We start from the raw sequence: 20,103 nt of genomic DNA, 5'->3' as shown, positions 1-20,103 counted from the left end.
GCCTTGCCACGGCAAGGCTTTTTCACCATCCCTTACGCAGGCCCCCTCCATGCACAAAAAGGTCTTGATCATCAGCCATAGCGGCGATCTGCACGCCGACCTGGTCGGATCGCTCCTCGCCGCCCGCGGCCGTGCCCCTTTCCGTATCGACCTCGATGCCTTTCCCCGCGATTACCAGCTGTGCCAGCGCGTGCAGGACGGCCGCGCCAGCGCGCGCCTGCGCCGCCTGCCCGACGGCGACTGGCTCGACTTGCAGGACGTGGGCGCCGTCTGGCTGCGCAAGGCGGCCGACTATGCCTATGCCAGCGCCGACCTGACGCCGCAGGAACGCGCTTACGCCCAGCTGGAAACGGAGCAAGCCGTCTTCAGCGTGCTGTACGGTCTCGATTGCTACTGGCTCAGCCATCCGCTGGCCTTGCGCGGCGCCCAATGGAAAGGCGAACAGCTTGCGCGCGCCGCGCGCATGGGCTTTCGCGTACCCGCCACCGTGATCACCAACGTGCCCGACGACGTGCGCGCTTTCCGTGCAGCCGTCAAGGGACCCATCATTTTCAAGTCCATGTCCACGCCCAGCCTGGCCGCCGAAACAGTCGAAGAGGTTGACAGGGTCAGCGCCGGCATCGGCACCACCATCGTCGACGACGCCATGCTCGACAGCCTGGACGCCGTCGGCGAACTGAGCTGCCAGTTCCAGGAATATATCGCCAAGCAATACGAACTGCGGATCACCGTGATCGGCAAGCAATTGTTTGCCGCGCGCCTGTATTCCCAGGACGATGCCCGCACGGCCATCGATTCGCGCGACATGTCGGCCCCCATCCGCTATGAGGCCTGCACCTTGCCGGCGGAAATACAGCAGCGCTGTCTCGCTTTCGTGCACAGCTATGGCCTCGAATATGGCGCGCTGGACCTGATCGTCACGCCCGAGGGCGAGTATGTTTTCCTGGAAAACAATCCTGTGGGTCAATTCTTGTACGTACAACAACTGGTGCCCGCCCTGCCCCTGCTGGAAAGCGTGGCCGATACCCTGATCGAAGGAGCCGTATGCCGCAGCCCGACCTGAACCGGATCCCCGTCCAGCTGCGCGAGCTGGAACAATGGCGCGACAGCCGGGCCATCGTCCTGGCCGCCTCGCACCTGGACATGGAACTGCTGCCCGCCTTGTACGAGCTGTGCCAGGGCCTCGGCCCCGTGGCGCGCCTCGACGTGGTGCTGCACGGACGCGGCGGCATCGTCAACGCGGCGCGCCGCATCGCCCTCCTGCTGCGCCAGCATGCGCGTCACCTGAGCTTCATCGTACCTTTCCACTGCGAATCGGCCGCCACCCTGCTGGCCCTGGGCGCGGATGACATCATCGCGGGCGACCTGGCCCTGTTCTCGCCCATCGACCCGCAGCTCGAAGGCGCGGATGGCGGCGCCTTTTCCAGCCTGGACATCAAGGTGTTCGGCGACATGGCGCAGCAATGGTTCGGCGTGGATGCGGCTGAAGCGCGCCAGCAATCGCTGTCCCTGCTGTGCGGCAGCATCTTCCCCCCTTCCCTGACGGCCTTTTACCGCACCACCTTGGAACTGACGCAGATCGGCGAGGAATTGTTGGCCTGGCAATTGCCCGAGGCCACACCCGAGGCACGGCGCGCCATCGTCGCGCAACTGGTGACGGGTTATCACTCGCACAACTATGCATTGACGCGCGAAGAGCTGGCGCAGCTGGGCTTGCGCATGGCGCGTGATGCGCACGCGGAACGGCTGGGCTGGGCCATTTCCACGCAATTGCAGGCCAGCATAGGCGGCGCCCTGCGCAGCGCACCGGACGAGCCGTGGAACGATGCCCTGCTGGCCACGCGCGACGGCGTGCAGCTGCGGCGCCAGCGTCCGGGCGGCTTTGCGCCCGTGTGGAGCACACAATGCTGACGTCCGTGCTGGCCACATTACTGGCCGACACCGCGCGCTATTGCATCGCCTTGCTCCTGCTGGCGGCCAGCGTGGGCAAGCTGCGCAGCTACGGCGACTTTCGCGGCAACCTGGTCACCTCGTTCGGCGTGCCGCCCGCCGCCGCCAGCCTGGCCGCGCCGGCCCTCGTGATGGCGGAATTGTCGCTCGCCGGTTGGCTGATGGCGGGCGGGACCCATATACCGATGCTGCTGTCGCTCTTGCTGTTGACTACCCTCACGGCCGTCCTGGCCTGGCGCTATTTCACGCACAGCGTGGTGCGCTGCAGCTGCTTCGGCGAAGCGGCGCGGCCCGTGTCGCGGTACGACTTGCTGCGCAACGTGCTGGCGGTGGGCATCAACGGCGCCTACTTTGCGCTCGCGCAAGAAGCGACCTTGCCCGTCGCCACCACGGCATTGGCAGCTGGACTGGCTGCCATCGTCTGCGTGGCCACGATTTCCCTGCACGACATCGCCACCCTGGCAAAGGCCGACTGATGGATGCCACCACCTTGCAATGGGTGCTGGCGGCCCTGGCCTTTGCCGTTGCGGGCAATATCTGGCTAAGCCTGGCCGTGCTGCGCGCCGGCCGCCGCGAACGCCTCGCGCCCTTGGCCCTGGAGCCGGGCCAGCCCCTGCCCGCCGTGCAAGCCCGTCCGCTGGCTGGCGGCCCGCGTTTCCAGCCGGGCGCGGCCGGCCAGGCGGCCGTGCTGCTGTTCCTGGCCAGCCGCTGCCCGAAATGCGGGGAAAAGCTGGCCGGCATCGAGCGGCTGCTGCCGCTGGCGCGGGAAGCGGGCCTGGCCCTGTGGCTGCTCAGCGAAGAGCCGGCCCGCCGGCTGCGCGCCTTCTTGCCCGGCGATAGCCTGCGCTCGGCCACGGCGCGGCTTGCCCTGCGCGACTACCGGCGCGTGAATCCCCTGATGAGCTCGCCATCTTATGTCTTTGTCAATTACCAGGGACAAGTGGAAGCGGCCGGCCTGATCGGCGACGAAGACTGGCTGGCCCTCGTCGGGCAATTGCACGCCGAACCGTCGCAGGAGCGCGCCGCATGAGCCATCTGAATGTCGGCCCCCATCTCGAACGGCTGCGCCTGCTGTATCCCGTGCGCTGGCGCATCGCCGCCGGCTTGCTGTGCATGGCCCTCACCGTGGGTGCGCAGTTGGCGTTTCCGCAAGCCATCGCATATTTCATCGACAACGTGGCGGAACTGACCCGGCGCGGCGTCACGCCGGGCATGGTGGCCGCCATGCTGGCCTTCAGCCTGCTGTATGCGCTGATCACGACCGCGCGCTTCTATCTGCTGCAGTCGGGCGGCCACATGATCGTCATGGGCGTGCGCCGGCGCCTGTTCGACGTGGTGATCAACCAGCCCATCGCCTTCTTCGACAAGCACCATGGCGGCGAACTGAACAGCCGGCTCACGTCCGACGTGTCGGCCCTGCATGAAAGCCTGACCATCGGTGCGGCCAATGCCCTGCGCTCGCTGTGCGTCTTCGTGGGCGGCATCGCCATGCTGCAGCATCTGTCACCGATGCTGAGCCTGCCGCTGGCCCTGTTCATTCCCGTCAGCCTGTATCTGGGCAAGTTATCTGGCAGCAACTACCGGCTGCGCGCGCGGGCCATTTCCGCCAGCCTGGCCGCCAGCGGCAAGGTGGCGCAGGAATACTTTGCCCATGCGCGCCTGGTGCAGGCCTTCAACCAGCAAGGCGGCGCCATGGCCCGCTACGCGCAAGCCATGCGGCAATTGCTGGACGTGTCCCTGGCCGGCACGCGGCTGCTGGCCGTGTTCCAGGGCGCGCAAGGCTTGCTCGCCTTCGTGGCCCTGCTGACCACCCTGTGCTTCGGCGCCCACCTGATCGGCCAGGGCCGCTTGAGCGTGGGCGAGCTGACGGCCTTTGTCATCTATGCCAGCATGGTGACGGACACGGCCGGCTCCATCAGCGAGTTCTGGAACACGTGGATGCGCACCATGGGTTCGACCGACCGCATCTTCGACATCCTGCGCAGCCACCGCGCCGTGCCCGAGGCGCCCCCGCAGCCGCCGCTGGCCGGCCATATCGCGCTGCGCGACGTGCGTTTTTCGTATCCCGAGCGCGCGCAAGTCATGGCCCTCGACGGCGTCAGCCTGTCCATCCGCGCGGGCGAAAAAATCGCCCTGGTGGGCGCCTCTGGCGCGGGCAAGTCCACCATCGCCAGCCTGGTGCTTGGCCATTACCGGCTTGACGGGGGCAGCCTGCAATTCGACGGCATCGATGCGCACGTGCTGGGTGTGACGCAGCTGCGCCGCCAGATGGCCGTGGTGGAGCAGGAACCGGCCCTGTTTTCCGGCAGCATCGCCGACAATATCGGCTTTGCCGTGCCGGACCGCCAGGTGACGCGCGACGAGATGCTGGCGGCGGCGCGCCTGGCGCACGCCCACGATTTCATCACGGCCTTTCCGGACGGCTACGAAACCCTGGTGGGCGAACGGGGCGTGCAATTGTCCGGCGGACAGAAGCAGCGCATCGCGATCGCCCGCGCCATCCTGCGCGCGCCGAAAATCCTCATCCTCGACGAAGCCACCAGCGCGCTCGACGCCGCCAGCGAACAGCAGGTGCAGCTCGCCCTCGATACCCTGATGCAAGGGCGCACCACCATCATCATCGCCCACCGCTTTTCCACCATCGTCAAAGCGGACCGCATCATCGTCATGGACAAGGGCCGGATTTGCCAGCAAGGCACGCACGCCGAGCTGCTGCGCGCGGGCGGCCAGTATGCGCGGCTGATGCAGCAGCAGTTGTCGCAATTCCAGCAGTTGCATGACAGCACGGCAACACTGTAAAGTAAGACACGATGAAAAAAACCTGTCATGGCAGTTGCCACTGCGGCGCCGTGCGCTTCGCGGCCGAGATCGACCTGGCGGCGCCCAGCCTGCGCTGCAACTGTTCCTATTGCCTGAAAATCCGCTGCTGGGCCAGCCAAGTGCCGCCCACGGCCTTCCGCCTGCTGGCCGGCGAGGCGGACTTGAGCGAATACCGCTTCGGCGCCGGCCGCGAACGCCACTACTTTTGCCGCCACTGCGGCGTGCGCCTGTTCGGCCGTGGCGATTCCGCCCGCAGCGGTGCGTTTGTCGGTATCGGCGTCAACTGCCTCGACGATGCCTCGGCGGCCGAACTGGCCCGGGTGCCCGTCACCTTTGTCGATGGCTTGCATGACGAGTGGAATGTGCCGCCGCAGGAAACACGGCATCTGTAGGGCGTAGGCATCGCTGGGAAGGGGAATGCAGGAGCGCAGCGCCGCGGCCGGCCAGATAAGCATGCACACCCCGTTGTCTGGATCGGCATTCTGGGCGATAATTACGCCCATGAACGATACCACCACCTTACCCCCATTGCCCGATCGCCTGTCGATCGACCCCAGCAGCCCTTACCACGTTGCAGCCGTGTTCGAGAACGACGTCGGCATCCGCTTCAACGACAAGGAACGTCTTGACGTAGAAGAATATTGCATCAGCGAACGCTGGATCAAGGTCGCTTCCACCAAGTCGCTGGACCGCCGCGGCCGTCCGCTGCAGATCAAACTGAAGGGCAAAGTCGAAGCGTTTTACCGCTAAGCAACGCATTCAGCTGTCATCGAGGCCGATTTTCATCGGCCTTTTTTGCGTCCGCCGCTTGTTGTTCAGGCATCGCAGGCGACCAGCCCGGCCGCGGCCGCCATGGGCAGCCACAGCATGGCGTCGGCCAGTACCTCGTCCTGGGCCCTGCCGCTGGACTGCGCCGCCTGCCGCGCGCACTGCGCCAGCGGCGCGCCGCCAGCCAGCGCCTGCAGCCAGTAAAATTGCCAGGGCTGCAACTCTTGCATGGCAAGCCGGTAATGCATGCGCGTAATGGCGACAAAGGCGGGACGTGCCTCCGGCTGGGCCGGCACGGCGTCGCCGGGTGCGGCCTGCGCCCGCTGCCAGTAGTCGCACAGGGGAAACGACAGGGCCAGCAGCCGCGTGCACGGCGCCAGGCGCCAGGCAGGTGTATTTCCTAATAGCAAGTCCAATCCGGAAGGCAGTATGGGCGGCGCCAGCTTTTCCAGGCCCGGCGCCCTGCCCGCCTCGCTGCGCGCCCGTTCCAGCTGCGCCAGTTCCACGGGAAAGCGCAAGGCTGCCCCTTGCGCGCCGGCGGCACGCTGGCTGGCGGCGAGGAAATCGGCAAAACCGCCGCCCAGGTCGTACAAGGTCGCAGAAGCGGACGGGTGGCGCCAGACATAGGCGCGGGCAAAGAAGGCGAACAGCTCGTCGCCCATGACCTTGCGCAAGACGGGATAGTCGGCTTGCAGGCATTCGAGCAGGCGCAGCACATAGCCGTCCGCATGGATGTGCAGCGGCGCCGGCCCGCCCCTGGCCCGTTTCAATACTTGCTCCTGCGTCAAGCCATGGCGCTCGCTGGCCAGCTGGATGCCGCGCTCCGCGCCGCCCGGCGCCGTCATCGCCGTCAGGAACCACGCCTGCAATTGCGCCAGCGGTGCGCGGGCGTCGCCAGCCCCCTCCTCGTCCCCGGACGCGCTATGGCGCATGGGCCGCCTCCAGGTGAAAGCCCAGCGGCGCGGACACGGCGGCGGCAGCCGTGGTGGGCGCCGCATCCGCGAATTCTCCCCGTTCGGCCGCGCGCGCCTTGTCCAGTTCAGCCAGCAGTTGCGGGTACGGGGGAATGCCGGCATCCCATTCCAGCAGGGCCGACACGCCGCCCGTCAGCCGCTGCGCCAGCGCGTACAGGCGCCAGACGGCGGCCGGCACGGGCGCGTCGTGGGTGTCGATCAGCACGGCGCCGCAGACGGTAGGGCCGGCCAGGTGGATCTGCACGATGTGCGCGTGCGGCAACTGGCGGATGTAGGCGGCCGCGTCATAGCCGTGGTTATGCGCGCTGACGTGGACATTGTTGACGTCAAGCAAGATCCCGCACCCCGTATCCTCGGCCAGGCGGCCCAGGAATTCCCATTCCGGCATGCTGGACTGGGCAAACTCCACGTAGGTGCTGGGGTTTTCCAGGACCAGGGGACGGCCCAGGAATTCCTGCACCTGCCGCACGCGTCCCGCCACGTGGCGCAGGCTGGCTTCGTCCAGCGGCAGCGGCAGCAAGTCGTGGCTGTTGAGCGAGGCGGCGCCCGTCCAGCACAGGTGGTCGGAAATCCACGCGGGCCGGAGCTCGCCGGCCAGCCGGCGCAGCTTGCGCAGGTAGCCGAGATTGAGCGGATCGCTGCTGCCGATCGACAGCGAGACGCCATGCATGACGATGGGCACCTGCGCCGCCACCTGCTCCAGCACATGGCGCGCATAGCCGTGGTTGTCGATGAAATTCTCGCTGATGATCTCGAACCAGTCCACCTGCGGCCCGTGGCGCAGGATGTGTTCATAATGCGGCGGGCGCAGCCCCACGCCCAGGCCCAGGTTCGGCAAGCCCAGGCGTGGCGGCACCCCGTGCGTGGCCCGCATCAGGTCGACGGCGGCAAGGCCAGGCGCAGGTCGGTGGGCGGCGGCGGCGCTCCCACCGGCGTGCCGCGCGCCGCCATCACCTTGCCATAGGCTTCCCAGGCCTTGTCGTAGACATTGTCGCCCAGCGCGAAACTCATGGTCTGGCCCAGCGGAATGCTGCGGTGGTCGGGTGCGGGACCGAAATCGTACAGGGTCATGGTGGCGGGCTCGGGCGGTTCCTTGCCCGAGGTGTTCGGATACAGTTGCGAGGCCGAAATCGGCACGGCGCAGCCGCCGAAGCCCCCGCATTTGTTGTCGCTGGGCGCGCTGTAGACCTTGTCGGGCTGCGGCGGCGGTGGCGGCACATAGCACGGTGTGCCCGGCGACGCGGCCAGCTTGACCGAGTGGCCGCAGGACGAGCCGCCCGTGTCGGCCTGGGCAAAGCCGCAGCCGCCCTGGGCGTGGCAGCCGTTGGAGCCGCGGCAGGTATGGTAGACGGCCAGTGCGGCGCAGGTGGACGACGCTTCGCCCTCCAGGTGCATGCCCTGGCAGGCATGGTACAGCACGCTTTTCTCGGCCAGCGGCACGCCCGTTGCCAGGTTCGGCGCCTGGCCCAGCACGGCCCAGCAGATGGCCATGCGGTCGCCCGCGCCCACCATCGACGGATACGGGAAGTCCAGGTCCTGGTTCAGCCAGTACTTGTCCAGCACGGAAGTGATGCCATAGATGGCGCCCGTGGCGACCGTGCTCAGCATCCCCAAGGTGCCGCTGCTATCCTTCAGGCGGTTCAGGGCGCCCGCCACGGCCGCCGGCGCCGGGATATTCCTGGGCGCGGTGGCCGGGTTGTAGCGCTCGTTGGTCAGCATGGCCTCGCTCCAGCGCCCCCCGTCCTGGTGCCAGCCGGCCCAGGTTTTTACGGGCAGCATGGCCTTCACCTGGCCGAAACGCTCGTAGTGGTCGAACGGGGCGCTGTCGTGGCGCGCCTGCGCGTCGCGCGATTCGGCATCCTTGCCATTGTTCGCGTAGGACGGATAATCGCACTTCAGGGCGGCCAGGTCTTCGCGGTAATCGGGCTGCACGGCCATCAGGCGCTGCGCCGCGTCGCGGCGGTAGCGCTGGATGGCCGTTGCGCTGCCTTCGCCCTGGTCCGTGATGGCCGCCATCATGTCGATGGCCTTGTTGAACGAGCCCGTCTGGCCGCCATCCTGGTCTTGCGGGCCGAAACAGGTGTCGAACTTGGGAAATTCTGCCCGCGCATGGCCCTGCACCTGGCTGTTGAACATGTCTTGCTGCACCGAGCCGTTGACGAACAGTTTTTGCCACAGGGTCTGGCCATCCGCGTATTCGATGCCGATGTAGCGCGCATAGCATTCGTACATGTAGCCGATGGTGCCGAACAGGGGCAGATCATGCACGTGCTTGCCCGGCGTCCAGCCCACGAACGGTACCTCGGGGAAATATTTGGTGTGGTTGTGCTTGTCGAACTCGGCCAGCTGGGCGCGGGCCTGCTCCTCCGGCTGCTCGATGGCGAGGAACAGGTCGCACTGGTTGGCGTTCAGCTCTTCCAGGTTGACGCGCACGTGGCGGTAGCCGGACGTGTCCTGCAAGTCGACGATGTGCGGGATCACCGTGCAGCTTTTGCCATAGCAGGTCCAGCCGTGGTCCTGCGATTGCAGCTCCGAACCCGTGAAGCATGGCGCCGTGCCGATGGCCGTGGCCAGGTTGGCCGCCATCTGCAGGTGCAGCATTTCCTGGATGAAAACGCTGAAGATGATATTGAAGGCCTTTTGCTCCGCCAGTTCGGGCCGGGCCGTGGTGCCCATGCCCGGCCACTGGCGGCCTTCGTAATACGTGATGCCTTTCGAGTTGATCTGGTGCGTGCCCTGGATCGAATACATGGTGGCCATGTACAGGGGAATGGTGAACAGTTCCACGCTGACGGCCGCCTGGGCGATGGCGCGCACGGCGGCCTTGTCGGTGTCCAGCATGTCGAGCGGACGCCCGGTGATGGCGGGCTGGGTGCTTCCTAAAACGGGCATTTTCATTCTGTATCTCCACAGGAAGGATGCGTTTCGGATATCGGGCCGCGCCGTGCCATCTGCGTGCGCCGATCACGGCACAGAAATCATACGCCTGAGAAAGATACTTTTGCGGCAAGATTTATGCGCCGATCCAGACATTGACCTGCGTCAATATCACCACCCTTATGCCGTGAAAATAGGCGTTTCAGGCGGTCATTCGATGACAATTGAATAGAATCGGCAAAACGCGCGCGTGTATAAGCGCCGCGCCGGCAAACGCCGGCGCGTGGCTTGCATGGTGATAGTCAGGCGCCGGGCGGCGGCTGGAAGGCGCAAAAGCCGGGCCACTGGTCGCGGCTGTCGCACACTTTCAGGCAGCCTTTGTCATCCTTGAACGTGGCGACCACCTTGATGTGGAAACCATATTTTGGCGTGGTGGCCAGGAAGGCGGACGGGCAGCTTTGCTCGTTGCTGAAACGGAAAGTGATTTCTTCGCGGCGGCCCTTGCGCTCAAAGCCCAGCATGAAGGTTTCATTGCTGTTCCACTGCGCCTTGCCCGGCACGCGGAAGCGGTAGCGCGGGCTGCCCTGCTGCTGGCCGTCAAGTTTCTGGCCGAAGACGCGGCTGCTGGCCGTGGCCGTTTCGACCTTGGCGATCGGATAGGGCACGGCAAACATGTAGGTGCCGGCAAAACCCTGGTCGAAGCCGAGGCCCTTCTGGTAAAACGGTACGACGATATGCGGCGCGCCCGTGTATTCCACGGTATTGCGGGCCGTTACGCGCGACGTCAGCTTGTCATCGGGTGCTTGCCCGAAGACCACGTCCAGTTCCAGCAAGGCTTGTTGCTTGTCGATGTCTTGCGCCAGATAATCCTGGGCGAATATTTCCCCGTGCACGCAGCCGGCCAGCAAGATGGCGGCGAAGCAGCCGGCGATCAGTCCAGGTATGCTCATGGCTGTTCCCCCTCGGGCGGCGCGGAAATGAGGCCCAGCCCCGTCACCTGCAAGCCGTTCTTGCCCTGTTTCCATTGAAATTGCTGGCCGAACCAGGCCAGTTCCAGCTCGCGCTGGATGCGGTTCGAATCCGTGCGGCCCTGGCGCGCCTTGATGGCGGCGCCCGCCTGTTCGGCAGCGGCCTGCGACAAGGGCTTCAGCCACCGTTGATAGGTGTCGGGCGGCAAGGCCAGCACGCCGGCCACGCCGTCGTCGCGCGTGGCGACGACGACCTCCACGCTGGTCGCCCTGCGGGCCAGATAGGCGCCGCGCCGGCTGTCGGGCGAGACGGAGACCAGCATGGCGGGCGCGTAATCGCCGGTGACGATGCCCGGCATGTCAAACCACAGCAGTTCGCCCGTATCCGTATCGAGCGCGCGGCCGTCGCGGGCAAACAGCAGTATTTCACTGCGGCCCGGCTGCGGCACGCCCCATTCGGGGTCGCGCTCCGTGCGCACCATGTCGTCGCGCCGCAAAGGACTGACGGGGCGCATCAGCGGTTCGCCGTTCTGCACGCCGATCAATATCGTGCCCTGGCCCGTATAGCCCTTGGTAAACGCCAGCAGCATGGGCTGGCCTTCGCGCCTGGCCTTCAGGGGCCGCACTTCCACCACTTCGCGCGCGCCGCCGGGCCAATAGCCGTGCTTACGGAAAGACAAGTTGACGAGCGGGTCGTGGCGGTCGCGCGTGACGACAAAGTCGCCGTATTGCTGCATCACCGGCACGTATGGCGTTTGCGCCTGCGCGGCGGGCAAGACGGTGGCCAGCAAGCTGGCGGCGGCCGCCAGGCGGCATAAAGGAAGGGACAGCATGGCATCCTGCAAGGGTCGCACGGGGCGAAGGAACAGCATCATAGACGATTCTTCGCTAGCAACACTGTCCGATAGGAAACATCAGTGGCGCTGGATTTCGATCAGCTCGATCTCGAACAGCTTGGGCCACAGTTTCCCCGTGACAAACAAACGCTTGCCGCGCGCATCCCAGGCGATTCCGTTGAGCACGGCGTCGGGATTGGCCGTGCCCCGCTGCTCGGGCGGCAGCAAGCCCGTCAGGTCGATCCAGCCGACAACTTTGCCGCTGGCCGGGTCGATGCGGGCGATCACGTCCGCGCCCCACACATTGGCAAACAATTGCCCGTCGACCATTTCCAGTTCATTCAGGCGTTCGATGGGGCGGCCCTCGGCCTTCACTTCGAAGCGGCGCACCTCGGCCAGGGTTTTCGGATTGAGCACGCGGATGGCGGCCGTGCCGTCGCTCATGTAGACGAAATGAGCATCGCTGGCCAAGCCCCAGCCTTCGCCCTGGTAGCTGAATTTGCGCTTCAGCTTGAACGTTTTCTGGTCGAACACATAGCCCGTTTGCGAAATCCACGTCAGTCCCAGGATTTCATCGCCCACGTCCGTGATGCCTTCGCCAAACACATTCTTGTCCAGCATGCTTTTCTGCAGCACCTTGCCCGTCGTCAATTCCACCTTGCGCAAGGACGACTGGCCGTTCTGGCCCGTGCTTTCATACAGATGGCCATCCTTGAACAGCAAGCCCTGGGTAAACGCCTGGGGGTCGTGCGGATAGGTATTCTTGACGAAATAGCCATACACGGGAATGGCGGCCTGGGCGTAGCCCATTTCGCTCATCAGGCCCACGGTGCATAGCAATCCCAGCAGCAGCGAGCCTGCCGTGCGTTTGATTTTGGCTGTAACCTTGGCGTTGATGTTCATCTGGTCGGACGGAAGTTGGCGAGCGCCTATTGTAAACGTGCCGCGTCCGTCATGCGCGCCCTGACGAGCTCCAGCCAGGCACGGGCGGCAAACGACAGCCGCCCGCCGCGGCGCCAGGCCAGCATCAGATTCCATTCTACGGGCGGGCCGTCCAGGGGAATGACGGCAAACTGCGACGGTTCCAGGGTGTCGCAGTACATCTTCGGCAGCAGGCAGATGCCCACGCCCAGCCGCACCAGCGAGGCAATAAAGTCCCACTGACCGCTGCGGCCCGTGATGCGCGGGGCGAAACCGGCGCGCTGGCAGGCGTCCAGCACGATGTCGTTCAGGGCAAACGCGGCGCCATAGAAAATGAAGGGGCTGTCGGCCAGTTCGGCCAGGGCGACGGAAGAACGTCCCTGCCACGGCGAGCCGGGCGCGGCCAGCAGGCACAGCGGCGAGCGCACGAGGGGCAGCGCCTCGAAATCCTGCCAGGTGGCCGCATTGCCCGGATAGTCGAGCATGGTGCCCAGCTCCACCGTGCCCGTGCGCAAGTCTCGCTCGATCGCTTGCGTGCCGCTTTCATACATTTTCAGCTCGATGCCCGGATAGCGCTGGTGGTACTCGGCCAGCCACGGCGCCAGGGTGGAGTGGGTTTGCGGCGACACGCCGACCCGCAACTCTCCCCGCTCCAGATGTTGCAGGTCGCGCAACTCCACCTTCAGTTCCGCGTGCAGGGCCAGCAATGTATGCGCGCGCGACAGCACCACCTTGCCCGCGTCCGTCAGGGTAAAACGCTTGCCGGCGCGGTCCAGCAAAGCCAGGTCCAGCGACTGTTCCAGCTGGGCAATCATCTTGCTCACTGTCGGTTGCGTCACGTGCAGCCTGGCGGCCGCGCGCGTAAAACTGTTCTGTTCCACCACTTCGACGAAGTAGCGCAGGGAGCGGATATCCATGATGCATTCCAATATCGAATGATTTTCATGAGTTTAAGTCATTTTATCTTTTGATGTGTGGTCTCTACAATGAAAACTTCCCCCTGCCGTTTGAAAGCCTGCCGTGAAAGCCTTGCACTGTTCCACCGCCGCCCTGCCCGCCATCCCTGCCTGGCGCCAGCCCGCACAGACCGTGTGGCAAGTGGGCGTGCTGATCGCCGCCTGGTGGCTGGCCGATGAGGCCGCCTCCGCCCTGCACCTGCCGTTTTCCGGCGGCGTCGTGGGCCTGTTCGTGCTGGTGGCCCTGCTGCTGGCGGGTTGGGTGCGGCCAGCCGCCATCGAACTGGGCGCGAACTGGCTGCTGGCCAATATGCTGCTGTTCTTCATTCCGCTGGTCGTGTCCGTGGTGCAATTTACGCAACTATTGAAGTCGCAAGGCCTGATGCTGTTCGTGAATATCGGCCTGGGCTTCGCCAGCGTGATGCTGGCCACGGCGTTGACGGTGGAATGGGTGTGCCGCTATGAGCGCAAGTTGCGCCTGCAGAAACTGCTACGCCGGCGCGCGGCGAGGACGGCCGCATGAACACCCTGCTGTTGTCCCTGCTGTTTTTGCTGCTGACCCTGGTGCTGTTCTACGCCAACCAGGCGCTGCACCGCCGCCATCCGCATTTCCTGCTCACGCCCGCCATCTGCACCTCGGCGATATTGATCGTCATCGTGCAGGCGACGTCGACGCCGTTCGCCACGTATTTCGGCGAGACGCGCTGGCTGCCGTGGCTGCTGGGCCCGGCCACCATCGCGTTTGCCCTGCCCATTTTCCAGGAGCGCAAGCTGATCCGCAAACACTGGCTGGCCCTGTCGCTGGGCAGCTGCGCCGGCATCGTTGCCTCGGTGGCCGCCACCCTGCTGCTGGACCGGCTGCTGGGCGTGCATGGCGACATGGCGCGCAGCCTGCTGGCCCGTTCCGTGTCCACGCCGTTCGCGCTGGAAGCGTCGCGCCACATGGGCGGTTCGGCCCAGCTGACGGGCATCTTCGTCGTGATGACGGGCTTGTTCGGCTTGATGCTGGGCAAACCGCTCTTGAAACTGCTGCCCTTGCGCATGCGCATCGCCCGTGGCGCCCCGTATGGCGCGGCCGCGCACGGTTTTGGATTATCCGTGGCGCGCCGGGTGGGCACGGAAGAAGGCGCCGTGGCCAGCCTGACGATGATTTTCTCGGGCGTCGTCACGGTATTGCTGGCGCCGTTGCTGGGCAGATTGTTGGGCTAAAAACACCTATCAAAACCTACTGCGCGTCGTAATTTGCGGTCTGCGATGCTCACTGTACATTCGTACAGTTGCGCTTCTCGGCCACAACTTCCTTCCGCTCGCTACGGTTTTGTTAGGCGTATTAAGCCACCACCGCACGGGCGTTTATCGGGGATAATACGTCTTTCCCCATTCCAAGCAGCCGCGCCACGATGAAATACCCTGCAGTGCTTCCCTTCAGCGACATCCTGCCGCGCCTGAATGAATTCGATGCCATCATCGACGTGCGCAGCCCGTCCGAGTTCGCGGAAGACCACTTGCCGGGCGCCGTCAACCTGCCCGTGCTGGACGACGAACAGCGCGTGCGCGTCGGTACCCTATATAAACAGACCAGCGCCTTCGAGGCGAAGAAGCTGGGCGCGGCGCTGATCGCCAGGAATATCGCGCAGCATATCGAAGACGGTTTCCTCGGCCATCCGCAGCACTGGAAACCCCTCGTGTATTGCTGGCGCGGCGGCAACCGCAGCGGCGCCATGGCGCACATCCTCGCGCGCATCGGCTGGCCCGTCACGCAGCTCGAAGGCGGCTACAAGGATTACCGCCGCCACGTGAATGCCGAGCTGGCCACCCTGCCCGAACGCTTCGACTTCATCAACGTACTGTGCGGCCCCACGGGCAGCGGCAAGAGCCGTTTGCTGCAAGTGCTCGACAGGCAAGGCGCGCAAGTGATCGACCTGGAAGACCTGGCGGCCCACCGCGGCTCCGTGCTGGGCGGCTTGCCCGAGGCGGACCAGCCGGCGCAAAAAGCGTTTGAAAGCGCGCTGTGGCAGCAACTGCGCCATTTCGACCCGCAACTCCCCGTCTTCATCGAATCGGAAAGCAAGAAAGTGGGCCGTTTGCGCGTGCCCGATGCGCTGATGGACAAGATGCGCGCGGCCGCCTGCACGGATGTGCGGCTGGCCACGGAGCAGCGCGTGCAATTGCTGATGCAGGACTACGAGCATTTCGTCGGCGACCCGGCGCGCCTGAACGTGCAGCTGGCCCTGTTGACGCAGCTGCATGGCAAGGAGAAAATTGCCCACTGGCAGCAGCTGGCCACTTCCGGCCGCATGGCCGAGCTCGTGGAAGAACTGCTGGTGCAGCATTACGACCCCGTCTACCGGCAATCGATCGCCCGCAACTTCAGCCGCTACGCCCAGGCGACGCCGCTGGTCTTGCCCGACATTTCAGAACATGCCTTTGAGCAAGCCGCGCGCGCATTATGTGCTATCGTCGGCGAACACCGTGCCGCCAGCGCCGCGTAAGCGCCGGCGCAGCTTTTGATGACCTTTTTGAGCAGGATGACGACCATGTCCGATAGCGCAGCAACACCCGATACCCCCATCCGATTGACCGAATTTGCCCATGGCGGCGGCTGCGGCTGCAAAATCGCGCCGGGCGTGCTGGCCGATATTTTAAAGGGCAGCGGCGGTTTTCCCCTGCCGAAGGAATTGCTGGTCGGCATAGAAACCTCGGATGACGCGGCCGTCTACCAGCTCAACGACGAACAGGCGCTGATCGCCACGACGGATTTCTTCATGCCCATCGTCGACGACCCGTTCGACTTCGGCCGCATTGCCGCCACCAACGCCATTTCCGACGTGTACGCCATGGGCGGCACGCCCATCATGGCGCTGGCCTTGGTCGGCATGCCGATCAACAAGCTGCCCGTGGAAACCATCGGTCTCATCTTGAAAGGCGGCGAAACCATCTGCGCCCAGGCCGGCATCCCCATCGCGGGCGGCCACACCATCGATTCCGTCGAACCGATCTATGGCCTGGTCGTGCTGGGCCTGGTCCACCCCTCGCAGGTGAAGCGCAACGCGGGCGCGCGCGCCGGCGACAAGCTGGTATTGGGCAAGCCGATCGGCGTGGGCATCTTGTCGGCCGCGCTGAAAAAGAACGCGCTGGACGCGGACGGCTACGCTTCTTTAATCGACAACACCACCAAATTGAATACCCCGGGCAAGAAACTGGCCCTGCTGGACGGCGTGCATGCGCTGACGGATGTGACGGGCTTCGGCTTGCTGGGCCACACCCTGGAACTGGCGCGCGGCGCCAAGTTGCAGGCGCGCATCGCCATGCACGACGTGCCGCTGCTGCCGCAAGTGCAGCAACTGGCACAGAACGGCAATATCACGGGCGCCTCGAACCGCAACTGGCAGGGCTATGGCGCGCAAGTGGCGCTGGACGACAGCCTGAGCGCCATCGACAAGGCCATTTTGACGGACCCGCAAACGGCCGGCCCCCTGCTGGTGGCCTGCGCGCCGGAAGCCGTCGAGCAAGTACTGGCGATTTTCCGCGCCGAAGGCTTTGGCGACGCCGTCGTCATCGGCGAGATGCAGGAAGGCAGTACCGGGGTTTCCGTAATCTAATGAATATTTTTTGCAAAGGCAGTCCCATGACCACATTCTCGAACTCATTTAGCAAGTTCCCCGCCATCCTGGCCACCGTCGCCGCCACCCTGGCCATCCACAGCGGCCTGGCGCAAGCGCAGCAAGTGCTGCGCGTCTCCGCCATCCCCGACGAAGCGCCGACGGAATTGCAGCGCAAGTTCAAGCCGCTGGGCAGCTACCTGGAGAAAAAGCTGGGCATGAAGGTGGAATTTACGCCCGTCACCGATTACGCGGCCTCCGTCGAAGGCTTGATCAATAACAAGCTGGACATGGTCTGGTTCGGCGGTTTTACCTTCGTGCAAGCGAACGTGCGCAGCGGCGGCAAGATCGTGCCCCTGGTGCAGCGCGAGGAAGACACGAAGTTCCGCTCGGTATTTGTAACCACCAGCAAGGACATCAATCAATTGTCCGACCTGAAGGGCAAGAATTTCACGTTCGGCTCGGAATCGTCGACCTCGGGTCACTTGATGCCGCGCTACTACTTGCTGGCCGCCAAGATCAACCCGGACACGGACATGAAGCGCATCGCGTTTTCCGGCGCGCATGACGCCACCGTGGCTGCTGTGGCCGGCGGCAAGGTCGATGCGGGCACCTTGAACATTTCCGTGTGGGAAAAGCTCGTCGAAGCGAAAAAGGTCGATCCAAGCAAGGTGCGCGTGTTCTACACGACGCCAGGCTACTACGATTACAACTGGAGCGTGCGCGCCGACATGAACCCCGTCGTGCGCAAGAAGCTGACGGACGCCTTCCTGGCGCTGGACCCATCGACGGCCGAAGGCAAGGAAATCCTCGAACTGCAGCGCGCCACCAAGTTCATCCCGACCAAGGCCGAAAACTACAAGGATATCGAAGCGGCTGCGCGCGATGCCAAGTTGTTGAAGTAACTGCTGAAACTTGCCGGATGGCGTCCTGCGGACGCATCCGGCACACTCCCCCACACCGACACATCGCATGACATTCCAACTTCACAAGGTCAGCGTCCACCACGCGGGCGCCGCAGGCAATGCGCTGGCCCTGCGCGACCTGGACCTGGACGTGGCCCAGGGTGAGCAGATCGCCCTGATCGGCCCGTCCGGCGCCGGCAAGACCAGCCTGCTGCACACACTGGCGTGCGCGCTGCGTCCCGAATCCGGCACCTTGGACATCCTGGGCATTTCTCCCTGGCAAATCGGCAGCGCCGAACGCCACGCCTTGCGCGCACGCCTGTTCCTGGCGCCGCAAACGCCGCCGCTGCCGCCGCGCCAGCGCGTCGTCAACGCCGTGCTGGCGGGCCGCTTGCCCCAATGGAGCTTGTGGACGGCCATCCGTTCGCTGCTGGCGCCCGTCGATCCGCGCGCCGCATGGGAAGCTTTAGGTAAATTCAACCTGCAGGATAAATTGTATGCGCGGGTCGACCGCCTGTCCGGCGGCGAACGCCAGCGCTGCGGCATGGCGCGCGCGCTCGTGTCGGATGCGCAAGTCTTCCTCGTCGACGAACCGCTGTCCGCGCTCGACCCCACGCTGGCCTTGCAGACGATCCACGTGCTGCAAGCGGAAGCGACGGCGCGCAACGCCACCCTGATCTGCAGCCTGCACCAGGTGGAAATCGCCCGCGCCTGCTTTACGCGCATCGTCGCCTTACGCGACGGCAAGATCGTCTTCGACTTGCCCGGCGCCCAGGTCAGCGACGCCATGATCGCCGAACTGTACCGCAACAAGGCGGATACGGCGCCGCAGTTCGAGGCCGTGGAAACGCAGCTGGACGCCGCGAGGCCCCTTTGCTGAAATCCGCCAACGCCGCGATGCCGCGCGACCCCGCCTGGCGCGGCCGCCTGACCGGCGCCGCCATCGTGCTGCTCGTGCTGTGGCCGATGCTGGTGCAGGCGGAATTCAAGCCGTGGATTTTATGGGATGCGCAAAGCCTGGCGGCCACCTGGCAATTCCTTGCCAGCTTCGTACCGCCCGCCCACTCGCTGGAATTCCTGCAACTGGTGGCCATTTCCAGCTGGGAAACCATCGCCATGGCCACGGCCGGCATGGCCCTGGCCATGCTGGGCGCCATCCCCCTGACCTTGCTGGTGACGGAACGATTGTCGATTTCGCGCCTCGGCTCCGGCCGGGTGGCGCCCCTGGCCGCCGCCCTGCGCCACGCGGTCCGTGCCTTGCTGGTGCTGCTGCGCAGCGTGCCGGAACTGGTGTGGGCCTTGTTATTGGTGCGTATCGTGGGACTGGGGCCGACGGCGGGCGTGATCGCCATCGCCCTCACCTATTGCGGCATGCTGGGCAAGGTCTACGCGGAAATCCTCGAATCGTCGGATGCGTCCGCCTGCAATGCGCTATTGCACAACGGCAGCGGCCGCCTGAAAGCCTTGCTGTACGGCGCCTTGCCCGAATCGGCCGCCGAACTGGTGTCGTACACGATTTACCGCTGGGAATGCGCGATCCGCGGCTCCGTCGTCATGGGCTTTGTCGGCGCGGGCGGCCTGGGCCAGCGCATGGATGAATCGATGAAGATGATGGCGGGCAGCGAACTGGCCACCATGCTGATGGTCTTCGTGCTGCTGGTGGCGGGCGCCGACGCCGTCTCCGCCATGCTGCGCCGGAGGCTGGCATGAAGAGCGACACGTCCATGCTGCCTGTTTCAGAGCCTGTCCGTTGGTCCACCTGGGCCTTGCTGGCCGGTTTGTTGCTGCTGGTCATCGCCAGCTTCGCCACCCTGCCCCTGAAATGGGGCGAGTTTTTCAGCGCGGACGCCGTGCGCACGAGCGCCGACTTCCTGCACGGCTTCGCCCCGCCCGAGCTGGCCAGCCCCTTCCTGATGAAAGTCGGCGTGGCCACGTTCGAGACCCTGGCCATGTCGGCCATCGGCACGGTCATCGCGGCCGTGCTGGGCGCGCTGCTGGCCCTGCCCGCCAGCGGGCGTTTTGGCACCGTGGCGCGCAACGCGACGCGCGGCGTGTTGAATGTGCTGCGCTCGATCCCCGAACTGGTCTGGGCGTCGATCTTGCTGATCGCCGCCGGCCTGGGCCCGTTCGCGGGCACCCTGGCGCTGGCGCTGCACACGGTGGGCGTGCTGGGCCGCTTGTTTGCCGACGCCTTCGAGAATTGCCCGCCCTTGCCGGCGGCGACCTTGCGCATCAACGGCGCGCGGCCCGCCGTGGCCTTCCTGTACGCGACCTTGCCGCAATGCAGCCCGCAAATGATGTCCTATACCCTGTACCGCTGGGAAAACAATATCCGCGCCGCCGCCATCCTCGGCGTCGTCGGTGCGGGCGGCCTGGGGCAGATGCTGAAATACCATCTGTCGCTGTTCCAGATGCAGAACGCCGCCACTGTCATCGTCGCCATGCTGCTGATGGTGGCCGCCGTCGATGGCCTCAGCTACCTGCTGCGCCGCGCCATGACCCGTTAATTGTCACTTTTCGCAAGGA

At 65.2% G+C, this 20,103-nt stretch carries 22 protein-coding genes; 15 read left to right on the top strand and 7 right to left on the bottom strand.

Translation table 11 applies throughout. The features are described from left to right. The first annotated feature begins 49 nt into the window (after positions 1-49). From NCG91_RS04125 to NCG91_RS04095, 7 genes are all read left to right on the top strand, one after another. Positions 50-1,063 (top strand): ATP-grasp domain-containing protein, encoded by a 1,014-nt coding sequence (locus NCG91_RS04125; RefSeq protein WP_251348680.1) that lies wholly within the window; start codon positions 50-52, stop codon positions 1,061-1,063. Next, positions 1,045-1,911 carry an SDH family Clp fold serine proteinase gene (locus tag NCG91_RS04120; RefSeq protein WP_251348679.1) on the top strand — a complete coding sequence of 289 codons (867 nt, stop codon included), beginning with the start codon at positions 1,045-1,047 and terminating at the stop codon, positions 1,909-1,911. The genes NCG91_RS04125 and NCG91_RS04120 overlap by 19 nt, the downstream gene beginning before the upstream one ends. After that, positions 1,905-2,426: a MauE/DoxX family redox-associated membrane protein gene (locus NCG91_RS04115; protein WP_251348678.1), complete on the top strand. Its 522-nt coding sequence runs from the start codon at positions 1,905-1,907 to the stop codon at positions 2,424-2,426. Before NCG91_RS04120 ends, NCG91_RS04115 begins: the two co-directional genes overlap by 7 nt. Beyond that, positions 2,426-2,980, top strand: coding sequence for a thioredoxin domain-containing protein (locus NCG91_RS04110; RefSeq protein ID WP_251348677.1), 555 nt, complete (start codon positions 2,426-2,428; stop codon positions 2,978-2,980). The genes NCG91_RS04115 and NCG91_RS04110 overlap by 1 nt, the downstream gene beginning before the upstream one ends. Then, a complete protein-coding gene (locus NCG91_RS04105) occupies positions 2,977-4,749 on the top strand; it encodes an ABC transporter ATP-binding protein (protein ID WP_251348676.1) in 1,773 nt (590 codons plus the stop codon). Before NCG91_RS04110 ends, NCG91_RS04105 begins: the two co-directional genes overlap by 4 nt. Before the next feature lie 11 nt (positions 4,750-4,760). Further along, complete coding sequence (locus NCG91_RS04100; RefSeq protein WP_251348675.1) at positions 4,761-5,162, top strand: GFA family protein; 402 nt, start codon at positions 4,761-4,763, stop codon at positions 5,160-5,162. 109 nt (positions 5,163-5,271) lie between these two features. Next, positions 5,272-5,520, top strand: coding sequence for a DUF3297 family protein (locus tag NCG91_RS04095; RefSeq protein WP_010398340.1), 249 nt, complete (start codon positions 5,272-5,274; stop codon positions 5,518-5,520). Positions 5,521-5,585: 65 nt separating this feature from the next. On the opposite strand, the gene NCG91_RS04090 is transcribed toward NCG91_RS04095, so the two are convergent. From NCG91_RS04090 to NCG91_RS04060, 7 genes are all read right to left on the bottom strand, one after another. Further along, entirely contained in the window at positions 5,586-6,470 is an 885-nt protein-coding gene (locus NCG91_RS04090; RefSeq protein WP_251348674.1) for an HvfC/BufC N-terminal domain-containing protein, read from the bottom strand. Next, positions 6,460-7,386 carry an MNIO family bufferin maturase gene (gene bufB / locus NCG91_RS04085; protein WP_251348673.1) on the bottom strand — a complete coding sequence of 309 codons (927 nt, stop codon included), beginning with the start codon at positions 7,384-7,386 and terminating at the stop codon, positions 6,460-6,462. Before bufB ends, NCG91_RS04090 begins: the two co-directional genes overlap by 11 nt. Continuing rightward, positions 7,386-9,410 (bottom strand): ferritin-like domain-containing protein, encoded by a 2,025-nt coding sequence (locus NCG91_RS04080; protein ID WP_251348672.1) that lies wholly within the window; start codon positions 9,408-9,410, stop codon positions 7,386-7,388. Before NCG91_RS04080 ends, bufB begins: the two co-directional genes overlap by 1 nt. A gap of 281 nt (positions 9,411-9,691) precedes the next feature. Next, positions 9,692-10,339: a hypothetical protein gene (locus tag NCG91_RS04075; protein ID WP_251348671.1), complete on the bottom strand. Its 648-nt coding sequence runs from the start codon at positions 10,337-10,339 to the stop codon at positions 9,692-9,694. After that, positions 10,336-11,232, bottom strand: a complete 897-nt coding sequence (locus NCG91_RS04070; protein WP_251348670.1) for a hypothetical protein — start codon at positions 11,230-11,232, stop codon at positions 10,336-10,338. The genes NCG91_RS04075 and NCG91_RS04070 overlap by 4 nt, the downstream gene beginning before the upstream one ends. A 39-nt stretch (positions 11,233-11,271) precedes the next feature. Then, entirely contained in the window at positions 11,272-12,096 is an 825-nt protein-coding gene (locus tag NCG91_RS04065) for a glutaminyl-peptide cyclotransferase (protein ID WP_251348669.1), read from the bottom strand. A 26-nt stretch (positions 12,097-12,122) separates the two neighbouring features. Next, the gene (locus tag NCG91_RS04060; protein WP_251348668.1) at positions 12,123-13,031 is read right to left on the bottom strand and encodes a LysR family transcriptional regulator; all 909 of its coding nucleotides are present in this window, start codon (positions 13,029-13,031) and stop codon (positions 12,123-12,125) included. Between the two features lie 103 nt (positions 13,032-13,134). On the opposite strand from NCG91_RS04060, the gene NCG91_RS04055 reads away from it, so the two are divergent. The 8 genes from NCG91_RS04055 to phnE all read left to right on the top strand — a co-directional run bounded on the left by NCG91_RS04055 (position 13,135) and on the right by phnE (position 20,084). Further along, complete coding sequence (locus tag NCG91_RS04055; RefSeq protein WP_251348667.1) at positions 13,135-13,593, top strand: CidA/LrgA family protein; 459 nt, start codon at positions 13,135-13,137, stop codon at positions 13,591-13,593. Next, a complete protein-coding gene (locus NCG91_RS04050; RefSeq protein WP_099667937.1) occupies positions 13,590-14,279 on the top strand; it encodes an LrgB family protein in 690 nt (229 codons plus the stop codon). Before NCG91_RS04055 ends, NCG91_RS04050 begins: the two co-directional genes overlap by 4 nt. 191 nt (positions 14,280-14,470) lie before the next feature. Further along, positions 14,471-15,562 (top strand): tRNA 2-selenouridine(34) synthase MnmH, encoded by a 1,092-nt coding sequence (mnmH, locus tag NCG91_RS04045; RefSeq protein WP_251348666.1) that lies wholly within the window; start codon positions 14,471-14,473, stop codon positions 15,560-15,562. A gap of 45 nt (positions 15,563-15,607) precedes the next feature. Beyond that, positions 15,608-16,672, top strand: a complete 1,065-nt coding sequence (selD, locus tag NCG91_RS04040) for a selenide, water dikinase SelD (protein WP_251348665.1) — start codon at positions 15,608-15,610, stop codon at positions 16,670-16,672. Between the two features lie 26 nt (positions 16,673-16,698). Further along, positions 16,699-17,577, top strand: a complete 879-nt coding sequence (locus tag NCG91_RS04035; protein WP_180278788.1) for a putative selenate ABC transporter substrate-binding protein — start codon at positions 16,699-16,701, stop codon at positions 17,575-17,577. 67 nt (positions 17,578-17,644) lie between these two features. Beyond that, complete coding sequence (locus NCG91_RS04030; protein ID WP_099667935.1) at positions 17,645-18,457, top strand: phosphonate ABC transporter ATP-binding protein; 813 nt, start codon at positions 17,645-17,647, stop codon at positions 18,455-18,457. 17 nt (positions 18,458-18,474) lie between these two features. Then, positions 18,475-19,287: a PhnE/PtxC family ABC transporter permease gene (locus tag NCG91_RS04025; protein WP_251349215.1), complete on the top strand. Its 813-nt coding sequence runs from the start codon at positions 18,475-18,477 to the stop codon at positions 19,285-19,287. After that, complete coding sequence (gene phnE / locus NCG91_RS04020) at positions 19,284-20,084, top strand: phosphonate ABC transporter, permease protein PhnE (RefSeq protein WP_251348664.1); 801 nt, start codon at positions 19,284-19,286, stop codon at positions 20,082-20,084. The genes NCG91_RS04025 and phnE overlap by 4 nt, the downstream gene beginning before the upstream one ends. Positions 20,085-20,103 lie beyond the last annotated feature (19 nt).

The sequence above is a fragment of the Janthinobacterium kumbetense genome (assembly GCF_023703445.1).
GTDB lineage: Bacteria > Pseudomonadota > Gammaproteobacteria > Burkholderiales > Burkholderiaceae_D > Janthinobacterium > Janthinobacterium kumbetense.
The sequence above is the reverse complement of the archived record's forward strand: the minus strand, read 5'-3'. Positions and strand labels throughout refer to the sequence as shown.

Bases quoted from the DNA above. Each gene is read 5' to 3' on its own strand.
- NCG91_RS04115 (WP_251348678.1), top strand. From the start codon at position 1,905: ATGCTGACGTCCGTGCTGGCCACATTACTGGCCGACACCGCGCGCTAT.
- NCG91_RS04080 (WP_251348672.1), bottom strand. From the start codon at position 9,410: ATGAAAATGCCCGTTTTAGGAAGCACCCAGCCCGCCATCACCGGGCGT.
- NCG91_RS04030 (WP_099667935.1), top strand. From the start codon at position 17,645: ATGACATTCCAACTTCACAAGGTCAGCGTCCACCACGCGGGCGCCGCA.
- NCG91_RS04105 (WP_251348676.1), top strand. From the start codon at position 2,977: ATGAGCCATCTGAATGTCGGCCCCCATCTCGAACGGCTGCGCCTGCTG.
- NCG91_RS04120 (WP_251348679.1), top strand. From the start codon at position 1,045: ATGCCGCAGCCCGACCTGAACCGGATCCCCGTCCAGCTGCGCGAGCTG.
- NCG91_RS04025 (WP_251349215.1), top strand. From the start codon at position 18,475: ATGCCGCGCGACCCCGCCTGGCGCGGCCGCCTGACCGGCGCCGCCATC.
- NCG91_RS04035 (WP_180278788.1), top strand. From the start codon at position 16,699: ATGACCACATTCTCGAACTCATTTAGCAAGTTCCCCGCCATCCTGGCC.
- NCG91_RS04125 (WP_251348680.1), top strand. From the start codon at position 50: ATGCACAAAAAGGTCTTGATCATCAGCCATAGCGGCGATCTGCACGCC.
- NCG91_RS04050 (WP_099667937.1), top strand. From the start codon at position 13,590: ATGAACACCCTGCTGTTGTCCCTGCTGTTTTTGCTGCTGACCCTGGTG.
- NCG91_RS04075 (WP_251348671.1), bottom strand. From the start codon at position 10,339: ATGAGCATACCTGGACTGATCGCCGGCTGCTTCGCCGCCATCTTGCTG.
- NCG91_RS04070 (WP_251348670.1), bottom strand. From the start codon at position 11,232: ATGATGCTGTTCCTTCGCCCCGTGCGACCCTTGCAGGATGCCATGCTG.
- NCG91_RS04090 (WP_251348674.1), bottom strand. From the start codon at position 6,470: ATGCGCCATAGCGCGTCCGGGGACGAGGAGGGGGCTGGCGACGCCCGC.
- mnmH (WP_251348666.1), top strand. From the start codon at position 14,471: ATGAAATACCCTGCAGTGCTTCCCTTCAGCGACATCCTGCCGCGCCTG.
- NCG91_RS04100 (WP_251348675.1), top strand. From the start codon at position 4,761: ATGAAAAAAACCTGTCATGGCAGTTGCCACTGCGGCGCCGTGCGCTTC.
- bufB (WP_251348673.1), bottom strand. From the start codon at position 7,386: ATGCGGGCCACGCACGGGGTGCCGCCACGCCTGGGCTTGCCGAACCTG.
- NCG91_RS04060 (WP_251348668.1), bottom strand. From the start codon at position 13,031: ATGGATATCCGCTCCCTGCGCTACTTCGTCGAAGTGGTGGAACAGAAC.
- selD (WP_251348665.1), top strand. From the start codon at position 15,608: ATGTCCGATAGCGCAGCAACACCCGATACCCCCATCCGATTGACCGAA.
- NCG91_RS04110 (WP_251348677.1), top strand. From the start codon at position 2,426: ATGGATGCCACCACCTTGCAATGGGTGCTGGCGGCCCTGGCCTTTGCC.
- NCG91_RS04095 (WP_010398340.1), top strand. From the start codon at position 5,272: ATGAACGATACCACCACCTTACCCCCATTGCCCGATCGCCTGTCGATC.
- NCG91_RS04065 (WP_251348669.1), bottom strand. From the start codon at position 12,096: ATGAACATCAACGCCAAGGTTACAGCCAAAATCAAACGCACGGCAGGC.
- phnE (WP_251348664.1), top strand. From the start codon at position 19,284: ATGAAGAGCGACACGTCCATGCTGCCTGTTTCAGAGCCTGTCCGTTGG.